Source organism: Streptomyces sp. 549 (assembly GCF_030124175.1).
In the GTDB taxonomy this organism is placed as follows: Bacteria; Actinomycetota; Actinomycetes; order Streptomycetales; family Streptomycetaceae; genus Streptomyces.
This window is the reverse complement of the sequence record NZ_JASKMT010000002.1, coordinates 163,184-175,279: the sequence shown is the minus strand read 5'-3', so window position 1 is coordinate 175,279 and position 12,096 is coordinate 163,184. Positions and strand designations below refer to the sequence as shown.

Annotated in this window: 11 protein-coding genes; 4 read left to right on the top strand and 7 right to left on the bottom strand. The window is 73.1% G+C overall.

The window, feature by feature from the left end; genetic code table 11:
* Window positions 1-82: 82 nt before the first annotated feature.
* A complete protein-coding gene (locus QNO07_RS02925; RefSeq protein ID WP_283989787.1) occupies window positions 83-676 on the bottom strand; it encodes an NADPH-dependent FMN reductase in 594 nt (197 codons plus the stop codon).
* 498 nt (window positions 677-1,174) lie between these two features.
* Here QNO07_RS02925 and soxR point away from each other — a divergent pair, with 498 nt between their 5' ends.
* Window positions 1,175-1,630 (top strand): redox-sensitive transcriptional activator SoxR, encoded by a 456-nt coding sequence (soxR, locus tag QNO07_RS02920; protein WP_283989786.1) that lies wholly within the window; start codon window positions 1,175-1,177, stop codon window positions 1,628-1,630.
* Window positions 1,631-1,692: 62 nt separating this feature from the next.
* Here the strand turns inward: soxR and QNO07_RS02915 are convergent, their stop codons facing one another.
* From QNO07_RS02915 to QNO07_RS02890, 6 genes are all read right to left on the bottom strand, one after another.
* Window positions 1,693-3,090 carry an MFS transporter gene (locus QNO07_RS02915; protein WP_283989785.1) on the bottom strand — a complete coding sequence of 466 codons (1,398 nt, stop codon included), beginning with the start codon at window positions 3,088-3,090 and terminating at the stop codon, window positions 1,693-1,695.
* Window positions 3,091-3,688: 598 nt separating this feature from the next.
* Window positions 3,689-5,332, bottom strand: coding sequence for a sensor histidine kinase (locus tag QNO07_RS02910; RefSeq protein WP_502961760.1), 1,644 nt, complete (start codon window positions 5,330-5,332; stop codon window positions 3,689-3,691).
* The gene (locus tag QNO07_RS02905) at window positions 5,329-6,066 is read right to left on the bottom strand and encodes a response regulator transcription factor (protein ID WP_502961759.1); all 738 of its coding nucleotides are present in this window, start codon (window positions 6,064-6,066) and stop codon (window positions 5,329-5,331) included. The genes QNO07_RS02910 and QNO07_RS02905 overlap by 4 nt, the downstream gene beginning before the upstream one ends.
* The gene (locus QNO07_RS02900; protein WP_283989783.1) at window positions 6,044-7,141 is read right to left on the bottom strand and encodes a S1C family serine protease; all 1,098 of its coding nucleotides are present in this window, start codon (window positions 7,139-7,141) and stop codon (window positions 6,044-6,046) included. The genes QNO07_RS02905 and QNO07_RS02900 overlap by 23 nt, the downstream gene beginning before the upstream one ends.
* Before the next feature lie 120 nt (window positions 7,142-7,261).
* Window positions 7,262-8,284: a LacI family DNA-binding transcriptional regulator gene (locus QNO07_RS02895; protein WP_283989782.1), complete on the bottom strand. Its 1,023-nt coding sequence runs from the start codon at window positions 8,282-8,284 to the stop codon at window positions 7,262-7,264.
* 92 nt (window positions 8,285-8,376) lie between these two features.
* Window positions 8,377-9,198, bottom strand: a complete 822-nt coding sequence (locus tag QNO07_RS02890) for a response regulator transcription factor (RefSeq protein WP_283989781.1) — start codon at window positions 9,196-9,198, stop codon at window positions 8,377-8,379.
* Window positions 9,199-9,489: 291 nt separating this feature from the next.
* Between QNO07_RS02890 and QNO07_RS02885 the strand changes: the two genes are divergently transcribed.
* The 3 genes from QNO07_RS02885 (at window position 9,490) to QNO07_RS02875 (ending at window position 11,577) form a co-directional block, all read left to right on the top strand.
* A complete protein-coding gene (locus QNO07_RS02885; RefSeq protein ID WP_283989780.1) occupies window positions 9,490-9,759 on the top strand; it encodes a MoaD/ThiS family protein in 270 nt (89 codons plus the stop codon).
* A complete protein-coding gene (locus tag QNO07_RS02880) occupies window positions 9,756-10,805 on the top strand; it encodes a hypothetical protein (RefSeq protein WP_283989779.1) in 1,050 nt (349 codons plus the stop codon). The genes QNO07_RS02885 and QNO07_RS02880 overlap by 4 nt, the downstream gene beginning before the upstream one ends.
* Window positions 10,806-10,869: 64 nt before the next feature.
* Entirely contained in the window at window positions 10,870-11,577 is a 708-nt protein-coding gene (locus QNO07_RS02875) for an LmeA family phospholipid-binding protein (protein ID WP_283989778.1), read from the top strand.
* Window positions 11,578-12,096: the final 519 nt, after the last annotated feature.

Here is a 12,096-nt window from a genome sequence, read left to right as displayed (position 1 = left end):
TACCGGGCCGTTCCGCGTACCGGGCGGCGGAGGCGTCAGCCACCCGGTACGGGCCTGTGGAGTGGTGCCGCCGACGAGCGGATCAGCTGCCGTAGGGGCGCAGCGCGCGGCCCTGCCGCAGCACGGTGCCCCACCAGTCGATCTGGCCGAGCATGCCCTTGGCGGCGCCCGCCGCACCCTCGGCGTCCACCGGCTGCCCGTCCTCGCCGAAGACGTCCCACGCACTGTGGAAGCTGAGCGCGTCCCGGACCGTCACCGCGTGCATCTCGGGGAAGACCTGCCGCAGTTGCTCGGCGGCGCGGATACCGCCGCCCTGGCCGCCGTAGGAGACCAGACCCACCGGCTTGGCCTGCCACTCCTCCCGGAACCAGTCGATGGTGTTCTTCAGCGCGGCGGGGAAACTGTGGTTGTACTCCGGCGTCACGACCGCGAACGCGTCGGCGGCGCCCAGGCGTTGGGACAGTTCCTTCTCCACGCGGGCCGCGGCCGGGTCGGTGTCGCCTCCCCAGCTCGGCATCACCAGCGGCAGCGGCAGGTCCACGAGGTCGATCACGTCCACCTCGAACCGGCCGTACTCACGGGCCTGCTGGGCGAACCAGTGGGCCACGGTCGGCCCGAAACGGCCGTCCCGGACACTTCCGATGATCACGGCGAGACGCAGCGGGCTGTCAGTCATGGCGGAACTCCTTGTCGCAACGGGTGGGGAGGGGTTCCCCGGGCTGGTGGGACCAGGCTGCTAGTTGAACCTGGGTTGAAGTCAAGCGGTCACGCCGGAGGTACGGCCGTGGGCTCGGACGCCGGCAAGGCGCCGGTCGGGGAGGCCGGTTCGGAGTGCCGGTTCAGTGGTCCACGAGGTGGACCGAGTTGCCCTCGGGGTCGAGGACGTGGAAGCCGTGCCCGTCGTCCTGCGGCACGATCTCGCCGGGGCCCAGGTCGACGAGGGAGCGGTGGGCGCCGCGCCTCCAGGTCCTCGCAGAGAACAGCGGAGATGGCGAGCCTTCCGTACACGGGGGGTGCCTGGAGGGAGAAGCCCTGCCGGGCACAGCCCCTGGATGGCCTGAACCCTTCGTGTTCACGAATGCGGACTTCCCACCGTGAATCCCCACGGACGGACTTCCCACCGGGCGCCGCGGAGTCACTTAAACAAAACTTCAGGTCCGGTTGGTCTGGGAACATGACTCCCGTGTCCTGGAAGACTCGTGAACTCACCGTCGGCGAGACCGCCGAACGCAGCGGCGTCAGCACCTCGGCGCTCCGCTTCTACGAACGCAACGGCCTGATCCAGAGCCGCCGCACCACCGGCAACCAGCGCCGCTACAGCCGCGACACGCTGCGCCGGGTGGCGTTCATCCGGGCGTCGCAGCGGGTCGGCATCTCGCTGGAGAAGATCCGCGCCGTCCTGGAACTCCTACCGGAGAGCCGCACCCCCAACCGTGAGGACTGGGCGCGGGTCTCGGAGTGCTGGCAGAACGACCTCAACACCCGCATCACCCAGCTCCAGGAGCTGCGGGACAACCTCACCGGCTGCATAGGCTGCGGCTGCCTGTCGCTGGACCGCTGCGCCCTGGCCAACCCCAAGGACGTCGTCGCCGAGGAGGGCCCCGGCCCCCGCCACCTGACCGGCCACTGAGACCCGGAGGAACAGCGGCGGACGGCGCGGTCGCGGCCGGTGGGGCGGTGCCGGACGGGACGTCAGGACCGCTCGGCTGCGGAACGGGACCGGGCGCCGTCCGGGTCCTGCCCGCCCTGCTCGCCCGGCCCGTTCTCCTCATGCTCCCCGCGCCCGTTCTCCTCGTGCTCCCCGCGCCCGTTCTCCTCGTGCTCCTCGACCGGCGTGGTGACGCGGACGAGCAGCAGCACGAGCAGGACGGCGGCGGCCAGTCCCGCAGCTCCCAGATACCCGGTCTTGGTGGAGGTCGCGTCGACGACCGGGCCCAGCAGCAGTGGTGAGGCGAACTGGCCGGCGAAGCTGGCCGTGCCGGAGAGGGCGACCGCCCGGCCCTGCTGGTCGGCGGGCGCGCTGTCGGAGATGAGCACGGTGACGGCGGGCATCAGGATGCCCAGGCCGAGTCCGAACAGCCCCATGGCCGCCGCCATCACCACCGCGCTGTCGGTGAAGCCCAGGATGAGGAAGGCGCCCAGCCACAGCGCCGCCGAGGTGCGCAGCAGGGCCGCGTAACCGAGGTGGGAGCGCACCCGGCCGTAGAGGAGGCCGATGAGGCTCATGGCGATCGTGCTGGCCATGCTGACCAGCGCCACCAGGAAGGGCTCATTGACGCCGACCTCGCCGAGCCGGATGGGCATGAAGATGGCGAGCGCGTACAGCAGCACGGAGGAGATGACCAGCAGGGCGTAGTGGCCGAGCAGCGCGGGGCTGCGGCGCAGCAGCCCGAGGATGCTGCCGCTGCCGGCGCGGTCGGCAGGCTCGGCACGGCCGGAGTCCGCCGCGTCGCCGGCAGTGGCTTCGGCGGGTGCCTCAGCCGGTGCTTCAGACGCGGCGGCGGCGTCGGTGCGGGGCAGGATCAACCAGGCGGCGAGGCCCAACGGGATGCCGACCGCGTAGATGAGGAACGGCGCGTGCCAGGACAGGCCGCCGACCACGCCGCCGAGCAGCGGCCAGACGATGCCGCCCATGCTCATCGCAGTGGAGCGCCAGCCCATCAACCGGTCGCGCTGCGCGCCCCGGTAGAGCGCCAGCATGGCCACGGTGGTGCCGGCGAACACGGCGGCGGCGGCGAGCCCGAAGGCCATCCGGCTGAGCAGCAGTCCGGCGTAGGAGTCGATGAAGGCGCCGGAGGCGCCCGCCACCCCGTAGAGCACCAGGCCGGCCACGAGCGGGGTGCGGACCCCGACCCGGTCGATGAGCCGTCCCACCAGCGGGCTGGCGAGCGCGATGGTGAGGCCGTGGGTGGTGATGATGAATCCGGCCGCGGTGCCGCTGAGACCCAGGTCGCCCCGGATCACCTCCAGCACCGGCGCGATGATCGCGCCGGCCATGACGGTCAGGGTGGAGGCGAGCAGCAAGACGGCGAGGACCGCAGGGCTGCCGCCCGTCGAACGGGCCTTCGGGGTGGGGTGGTGCTTCGTCATCCGCTCATCTCCTGATGCGCAGGGCCCGGCTCGGGGCGGACCGGAGGCTGATGCGCGTCACGCTAGAACTTCAACCAGAGTTGAAGTCAACGCCGTGTGAGCGGACCGGGCGCCGCCCAACCGGCGAACTGCCCGGCCAGAGAGCCGGTGCCGCCGGCGTCACCGGTCACGAACACGGTGTCACCGGGCCTGATCTCCACCCCCTGCGCACGCCCCGACCGTGCCGCGGCCATCCCGGAACCGGAACCGCCGGGCGGAATGACTCCAGCAGGTGAAACCGAGATACGAGTGGACACACACGAGGTCCATGACGATTCCACCCGGCGCACATTCGCATGAGTGCGCACCTTTGGCACGGAAATGCACCCAGCAAAAGGAGCGGAATTCACACGTTTCTGCCAAGTGGCGTCAGGTTCTCGCCAACATATCCGCCAGTGATCCCGCCTGCCGCACGGAGCCGGCCGCGTGCGGGCAGAAGTGGGTGCGGATCGCGCCGCGAAAGGCCGTCCGGGTGGCCCGGCGCCCCGACCTGCCCGAGCGGGTCACCGAGCTGTGGCAGCACCTGCTGCCGGCCATCGCCAACCCGGCGGTGCTCTCCTTACGTGCGCGCAGGCGGCTCGCCGTCCGTCGCACCCGCAGAACCCGTCGGCCCCGTTCCTGCGGAGTCCGCCCCTGCCGGGCCGCCCCGCCTGGAGTCCGCCGCCGGCTGACCGGGCGCCGGCCCTTCCAGCACCGGCCCTTCCAGCACCGGCCCTTCAAGCACCGGCCCTTCCGGAGCCGGCTGGGCCGGGGGCGGCACCGCGGCTCCGGGCAGCCGGACCACGGCCAGCGTGCCGCCGCCGTCCGCCGGACGCAGCTCCACCTCCCCGCCCGCCCGTGCCACCGTCCGGGCCACGATCGCCAGCCCCAGCCCGGACCCGGGCAGGCTGCGGGCGGCCGGCGACCGCCAGAACCGATCGAAGACGCGGGGCAGTTCCTCCTCCGCGATGCCAGGCCCGCGATCCCGCACCCGCAGCTCACCGCCGTCCAGCGCCACCTCGACCGTGCCGCCCGACGGGCTGAACTTCACCGCGTTGTCCAGCAGGTTGACCACCGCGCGTTCGAGCGCGGCCGGTTCCGCGCGCACGTACCAGGACGACAGGTCCGCCTCGACGGTGATGCCGGTGCCGCGCAGCCGCGCACGGGCGACGGCCCGCTCGGTCACCTCGTGCAGCGGCACGATGTCCCACTGCCCCTGCCCCGGCACCTGGTCGGGACGGGACAGCTCCTGCAGATCCCCGATGAGCGCGCCGAGTTCGGCCATCTGCGAGCGCACCGAGGCCAGCAGCTCGGCCCGCTCGCCGGGCGGCAGCGCCCGGCCGCTCTCCTCGCTGCGCACCAGCAGGTCGATGTTCATGCGCATCGACGTCAACGGCGTCCGCAACTCGTGGCCCGCGTCCGCGATCAGCTGCTGCTGCACCTCGCGGGAGGCCGCCAGCGCCTCGGTCATCATGTTGAACGACCGGGACAGCCGCGCGATCTCGTCGTCCCCGGAGACCGGGATGCGCACCGCCAGGTCCTCGGTCCGCGCCACGTGCTCCACGGCCTGCGCGAGCCGGTCCACCGGCCGCAGACCGGCGCGGGCCAGCGCCACCCCGGCGCCCGCCGCGCCCAGCACCCCCGCCGCCGCGACCAGGCCCAGCACGAGCGCCAGCGTGTCCAGCGCGTCGTTGACCTCGTCCAGCGGACGCGCCACCGTGACCGCGGCGTCGGTGCCCTCCAACGGCCGGGTCAGCGCCCGGTACTCCGTGCCGTCGGCCGCCCGCACCCGGCGGATCGACTCCTGCTCCAGGCCGCGGGCCACCGCCACGTCCTGCGTGCCGACCGCCAGCGGCTGCTGCCCGAACACGATGCAGCTGGTGCCGTTGCGGTCGACGATCTGCACGGTGGAGTCGAACGGGTTCGGCGTCGCCTCACGCTGCTCCGAGGGCACCGCCGTGCACTGGCCGGCGTTGATCTGCTGCACGACGAGGGAGGCCGGCACCCGGTTGGTGCGCAGCGCCTCGTCGAGCGAGTCCAGCAACTGGCCGCGCACCAGGAACCAGGCCGCCGACGCGCAGGCCGCCACCGCCACGGCCACCGCCACCGCCGTCAGCAGCGCCAACCGCGCCCGCAGCGGCAGCCGCGCCGGGCCGGCCGGACGCGGCCGGGCGGCCTCTCCCGGCTGAGCGGACGTGCGGGGCTGCGGACCGCCGGGGTTCACCCGTGCTCCCGCAGCACGTACCCCACGCCGCGCACCGTCTGCACCAGACGCGGCTCGCCGCCCGTCTCCGTCTTGCGCCGCAGGTACATCACGTACACGTCCAGTGAGTTCGACGACGGCTCGAAGTCGAAGCCCCACACCGCCTGGAGGATCTGCTCGCGGGTCAGCACCTGCCGGGGGTGCTGGAGCAGCAGCTCCAGCAGCGTGTACTCGGTGCGGGTGAGTTCCACCCGGCGGCTGCCGCGGGTCACCTCGCGGGTGACCGGGTCCATCCGCAGGTCCGCGAAGGCCAGCACCTGCCCCTCGTCCTCCTCGGCGGGCCGGGCGTAGGAGCTGCGGCGCAGCAGGGCGCGGACCCGGGCCAGCAGCTCGTCCAGCTCGAACGGCTTCACCAGGTAGTCGTCGGCGCCCGCGTCCAGACCGGTGACGCGGTCCCCGACGGTGTCGCGCGCGGTCAGCATCAGGATGGGCAGCGTCACGCCCCGCGCCCGCAGCCGCCGGGCGGCGGTGAGGCCGTCCATCCGGGGCATCTGCACGTCGAGCACGATCAGTTCCGGCGGCCGGGCCTCGACCCGGGCCAGCGCGTCGAGGCCGTCCACGGCCTCCTCGGTCTCGTAGCCCTCGAAGGCGAGACTGCGCCGCAGCGCCGCGCGCACCGCCGGTTCGTCGTCGACGATCAGCACACTCATGGGGGCGAGTGTGCCACCCGGGTCAGTCTCCGGCGCGCAGGTCATCCAGGATCTGCTTCACGTCGTTGATCGGGACCGCGAAGCCCAGCCCGATGCTGCCCGCCTCCGACTGGTTCGACGCGGCGCTGTGCATGGCCGAGTTGATGCCGACGACCTCGCCGTTCATGTTGAGCAGCGCGCCGCCGGAGTTGCCCGGGTTGAGCGAGGCGTCGGTCTGCAGGGCCTTGTAGGTGGTCGTCTGCGAGCCCACCTCGCCGTTGTACTCGCCGTCGCCGAACCGGAACGGCCAGTGCTGCTCCTGCCCCTGCTGCGGCGTGCTCTCCTTGCGGACGGTGACGTCGCGGTCCTTCGCGGAGATGATGCCGCTGGTGACCGACCCGGTCAGTCCCTCGGGCGAGCCGATCGCCACGACCTGGTCGCCGACCTGCACCTTGTCGGAGTCGCCGAGCTTCGCGGGCGTCAGACCGCTGACGCCTTCGGCCTTGATGAGCGCCATGTCGAGGTCGGCGTCGGTGCCGACCACGGTGGCGTCGGCGGTGCTGCCGTCACTGAAGCGCACCTGGACGCGGTCCGCCCCGGAGACGACGTGGTTGTTGGTCAGGATCTCGCCGTCGGCGGAGATGACCACCCCGGAACCGGTCGAGCTGCCGGTGCTGATCTCGACGACGCTGGGGCTGACGTTCTTGGCGACCGAGGCGACCGTGCCACCGGTGCTGACGTTGGTGCCGTTGGTGCCCGCCGACAGCGCGGTGGGCGCGCTGCCGCCGCCCCAGGCGGTGCCCAGCAGTGCCCCGGTGCCGCCGCCGATCGCACCGGCCGCCAGCGCCACCGCGGCCAGCACCGCCACCGGCCGCCGGGCCCGCCGCCGGTGCGCACCGCCCGGGTGACCGGCCGCGGCGTGCGCGTCACCGGCCTGCGGCGGCTGCGGGTCCTGCGGGAAGGCGGCCTGCGGGAAGGCGGCCTGCGGGCCCTGCGGGAAGGCGGCGTAGGAGCCGTACGGCAGCTGTGCGGTGTGCGCGGTCGTGTCGTACGGGTGCGCGCCGGGTGCGTGCTGCGGACTCGGCGGCACGGGGCCGGGGCCGGGAACGGGCGGGATCGGGGAGGAGGTGTTCTCGTTCATGACGGCACTGTCGCCACCGCGGATGAGAACTTCCTGAGTGCCCGCTGAGAGCAACACCGCAAAAAACCGGGCCGCGAAGGTGGCGGGCGGCGTGCGGTGGGCGCGCCGCCGCGCGGGGCGTCAGCCGCAGCCGCAGGAGCGGCGCACGACCAGCGCCGACGGGAACTGCTTGAGCCGCTCGCGGCGGCTCCCGGCGAGGCGCAGACCGTCGTCGAGCACCAGGTCCACGGCGGCGCGGGCCATCGCCGGGCGGTCGGAGGAGACCGTGGTCAGCGGCGGATCGGTCAGCGCCGCCTCCTTGACGTCGTCGAACCCGGCCACCGCGAGTTCGCCGGGCACGTCGACGCGCAGCTCGCGGGCGGCACGCAGCACGCCGATGGCCTGGTCGTCGGTGGCGCAGATGATCGCGGGCGGGCGGTCGGGGCCGGCCAGCAGCCCCAGCGCCACCTGGTAGGCGTCGTAGCGGTTGTAGGGGGCCTGGAAGAGCCGGCCCTCGGTGGGCCGCCCGGCCTCCTTCATGGCCCGCCGCCAGCCCCGCACGTGGTCGGTGACCGGGTCGCCGATCACCGGCGTGGACTCCACCCCGCCCAGGCAGGCCACATAGGGGTGGCCGTGTTCCAGCAGGTGGCGGGTGGCGAGCTGGGCGCCGCCCACGTCGTCGGTGACCACCGCGACGTCGTCGATCGCGTCGGGCCGCCGGTGCAGCAGCACCACCCGGGCGTCCCAGGCCTCGATCTCGGCGGCGGCGTGCTCGCTGGGGCCCTGGCTGACCAGGATCAGACCGGCGACCCGCATGCCGAGGAAGGCCCGCAGGTAGTGGACCTCGCGCTCGTCGAGGTAGTCGGAGTTGCCGACCAGGACCATCTTCCCGCGCTCGGCCGCGGCCTGCTCGACGGCGTGGGCCATCTCGCCGAAGAAGGGCTGCCGGGCGTCGGGGATGATCATGCCTATGAGGTCGGTGCGCCGGGAGGCCATCGCCTGGGCGACCCGGTCCGGGCGGTAGCCCAGCTCCTTGATCGCCGCGAGCACCCGTTCCCGGGTCGCCGGGGCGACGGGGCGCGGTCCGTTGTTGATCACATAGCTGACCACCGCGGTCGACGTACCCGCCAGCCTTGCCACATCGTCCCGCGTCACCTTGGCCACGGAGGCAGTCTACGCGGGGTGACCCGCCGGACCGCACCCGTTGATCCGACAGTCACACCCTGACGGTCGCACGTGCGGTCCGGCGCGAGGGGTCAGCCGTGCAGGCGCCGGGAGGCGGCGGCAGCAGCGGCGGCAGCGGCGTCCGGGGAGCCCTCGGCCGCGGCCCGCGCCACGTCCGCCGCGGCGTCGGTGACGGCCTTCGCCTGGGCCGAGGCGCTCTTCTCCTCGGCGGTCTTCTCGGGCTTCTCCGGGCTGACGAAGCGGTAGCCGACGTTGCGCACGGTGCCGATCAGCGACTCGTGCTCGGGGCCGAGCTTGGCGCGCAGCCGTCGCACGTGCACGTCCACCGTGCGGGTGCCGCCGAAGTAGTCGTAGCCCCACACCTCCTGGAGCAGCTGGGCGCGCGTGAAGACCCGGCCCGGGTGCTGCGCCAGGTACTTCAGCAGCTCGAACTCCTTGAAGGTCAGGTCGAGGACCCGGCCCTTGAGCTTGGCGCTGTAGGTGGCCTCGTCCACGGAGAGGTCGCCGTTGCGGATCTCCATGGGGCTGTCGTCGACGGACAGCTGCTGCCTGCCGGTGGCCAGCCGCAGGCGGGCCTCCACCTCGGCGGGTCCCGCGGTGTCGAGGAGGACGTCGTCCACCCCCCAGTCCGCGGTGACGGCCGCCAGGCCGCCCTCGGTGACGATCAGCATCAGCGGGCAGCCGGGGCCGGTGGAGCGCAGCAGCTGGCACAGCGAGCGGACCTGTGGCAGGTCACGGCGGCCGTCGACGAGGATGACGTCCGCACCCGGTGTGTTCACCAGCGCCGGGCCCTCGGCCGGGGCGACCCGAACGTTGTGCAGGAGCAGCCCGAGAGCTGGAAGGACTTCGGTGGACGGCTGAAGTGCGTTGGTCAGGAGGAGTAGCGAGCTCATGACGGCGAGTTCCTTCCTCGGTCCCATCGAGGACTCATGGCGGCACTGCTTCTGGACGCTGCCTGAAAGCGCAAAAGGACCCGGGGGCGGCGCTGCCCGGATCCTTCATTGCGAGAACAATAGCCCACCGAGAGGTTTCCGCCAGGGGGAGTCAGCGTGCTTCTACGTCACATCGCCTGATCATCATGGCCATGACCTGGTGTTTTCCGCAGAGGGGGCGCACTGGCGCACATCTCGACATGCGGACGGTCCATGATGGGTGACGGCACTTCACACGTCTGGGAGACATCAATGCCCGTACACGGGACGATCCGCTACTGGGCGGCGGCCAAAGCCGCCGCCGGGGTGGCGGAGGAGACCTACGAGGCCGGCACCCTCGAAGAGGCGCTGCGGGAGGCACGGGACCGGCACGACGCGCGGCCCGAGTTCGCCCGGGTGCTGCAGCGCTGCTCGTTCCTGGTGGACGGCAACCCGGTCGGCACCCGCTCCCACGGTGCCGTCTCCCTCACCGAGGGCGGCACCGTCGAGGTCCTCCCGCCGTTCGCCGGAGGTGCACGATGAGCACGCCCCCCGGCGGACACGACCCGTACCCCCTTCCCGGCGACCCGGCGGGCAACCCCGCGGGCGATCCTTACGGCCACCGGCAGCCGCAGCCGTGGCAGGTGGCCGACGGCGGCGAGGGTGCCCGGCTGCCGCACCAGGGCCACCGGGCGACGCCCGCCGAGCCGGGCGCCGGCACCGGGCGACGCCGCAAGCCGTCCCCGGCGCAGCCGTCGGCCCCGTCCGCCTCCGCCACGCACACGGTCCCGTCCCCGGCAGGCCCAGCCGACGGGCCGTCCCGTCCCGCCGCTCCGGCGGGGCCTGGCGTGCGCACCGGCAGCCCGATCATCGAGCCCGGGCTGCGGCCCGCCGCACTCACCGCGGTGCTGGCGGCCCTGCTCGCCGTCTCCGCCCAGGCGGGCCGCCCGGCCCTCGCGGTGGCCGTGGTGCTGCTCCAGGCACTGACCGCCGCCGGCTGGTACCGGCTGAACGGCATGTGGCCCGCCAGGCAGGGCATCGCCCTGGCGTTCGCCGCCGGCCTCACCGCGGACGTTGCGCTGCTCGCCGCGGGCCGGCAGAACGCCGCCGTGGCGATCGTCGGGTCGCTGGGCGTGTGGGTGGTGCTCCTCTTCGTCCTGCACCTGCGCAACCGCAGCACACCCGACGAGCGGCTGTACGCGCTGACCGCGGGCACCGGCTCCACCGTGCTGACGGTGCTGGCCGCCGGGCTGCTCGCCGCCGAGGGCGTCGACCCGGGCGTGGTGACGGCCGGGGCCGCCGCGGTGGCGGCGGCGGTGGTCGCCAGGGCGCTGCCGCTGCCGGCGGTCGTGTCGGTGCCGGTCGCGCTGCTGGCGGCGGCCGGTGCCGGTATCGCCGCGGGCAGTTGGGGTGAACTGGGCACGGGCGGCGCGGTGCTGGGCGCGGGCGCCGGGGTGTGCGCGCTGGTCGGCCTGCGGGTGGCGAGCTACGACTGGCCGTCCCGCTTCGTGCACATGACGGCCGGGGTCGCACTGCCGCTGTCGCTGGCCGCCCCCGCGGTGTATCTGCTGGGCCGCGTCGTGGCCTGACCGGGCATGCTGGAGTGCACCACCGGGCAGGAACGCCCATTCGACTGAGGGAGCACCGGACATCATGCGTGCGTTGCGGATCACACTGATCATCGTGTTCGTGCTCGGCGGCCTGTTCGTCGGCGCGGACCGGTTGGCGGTCAAGCTGGTCGAGGACCGGATCACCGACGAGGTCAGAAGCGCGCGGGACGCCAACTCGGTGGACGTCTCCGTCAACGGTTTCCCGTTCCTCACGCAGGTGCTCGCCAAGGAACTGGAGTCGGTGGACATACGGTTGAGCGGCGTGACCCAGGACATCGCCGAAGGCTCCCTGCGCGTCAGCGAGTTCGACGTCGAGGCCCGGGACATCCGGCTGTCGGACGACTACTCCGGCGGCGTCGCCGACCGGGCGGACGGCAGCGCCCTGCTGACCTACGAGGACCTGACGGCGGCGGCCCAGGAGGGCGTGCGGGTGGAGTACGGCGGCCCCGCGCAGGCCGGGGAGGCGAAGGTGAAGGTCACCGGCAGCGTGAACGTGCCGGTGCTGGACAAGCCGCTGGAGCGCTCCACCACCAGCACCGTGAGCGTGGAGAACGGCGACACGGTCCGGCTGCGGGCCGACGCCATCCCCGGCTCGGACATCCCCGGCATCGAGGACCTGATCCGGCAGCGCATCGACTACACACGCACCATCGACGGACTGCCGGACGGGGTGCGGCTGGAGAAGATCGAGGCCAACCAGCGCGGCGTCACCGTGCACTTCTCCGGCTCCGACGTCAACGTGACCGGCTGAGGCGCGACGATCCGGGGCGGACGCCGGTCCCCACCAGCACTGCCGCGTCCATCACCCCTGCCGCGTCCATCACCCCTGCCGCGTCCGGCATCTGAGACCGGCGCGTCCGTGGGCGCCGGTGCGTGGTCCACCTCCGCGCACCGGCGCCGGTCCGGGGGCGCCCGGGGGCGGGGCCCAATCACTTCCCATCCCACATCGCAGACGATCTCGTATCACCATGTGGACCGCCGGTGACATGCGGCGCGCCCGTCCTTACGATCGACCCCATGAAGCGACAGGCGGATCTCACGAAGCGACGGGCAGTGGACCTGTGCCGCGTCGCCGCCATGCTCTGTCGCACCGTCGTCTGACGGCATCGCAGCCGTCGACGGGGGACCCGGCCCTCAAGGCGCCGATGCGTGCCGACCGGCCGTCGCCGGCCGGTCCGGACCATCCCTCGACAGCCCGCCGCCGCGCACACACGAGCGCAGCGCGTGCCCTCCTGCTCTGTGCGCGCGCACCCATCCGCATCAGCTCCGA

Coding starts and splice junctions, on each gene's coding strand:
- QNO07_RS02925 (WP_283989787.1), bottom strand. CDS start 676: ATGACTGACAGCCCGCTGCGTCTCGCCGTGATCATCGGAAGTGTCCGG.
- soxR (WP_283989786.1), top strand. CDS start 1,175: ATGACTCCCGTGTCCTGGAAGACTCGTGAACTCACCGTCGGCGAGACC.
- QNO07_RS02915 (WP_283989785.1), bottom strand. CDS start 3,090: ATGACGAAGCACCACCCCACCCCGAAGGCCCGTTCGACGGGCGGCAGC.
- QNO07_RS02905 (WP_502961759.1), bottom strand. CDS start 6,066: ATGACCTGCGCGCCGGAGACTGACCCGGGTGGCACACTCGCCCCCATG.
- QNO07_RS02900 (WP_283989783.1), bottom strand. CDS start 7,141: ATGAACGAGAACACCTCCTCCCCGATCCCGCCCGTTCCCGGCCCCGGC.
- QNO07_RS02890 (WP_283989781.1), bottom strand. CDS start 9,198: ATGAGCTCGCTACTCCTCCTGACCAACGCACTTCAGCCGTCCACCGAA.
- QNO07_RS02885 (WP_283989780.1), top strand. CDS start 9,490: ATGCCCGTACACGGGACGATCCGCTACTGGGCGGCGGCCAAAGCCGCC.
- QNO07_RS02880 (WP_283989779.1), top strand. CDS start 9,756: ATGAGCACGCCCCCCGGCGGACACGACCCGTACCCCCTTCCCGGCGAC.
- QNO07_RS02875 (WP_283989778.1), top strand. CDS start 10,870: ATGCGTGCGTTGCGGATCACACTGATCATCGTGTTCGTGCTCGGCGGC.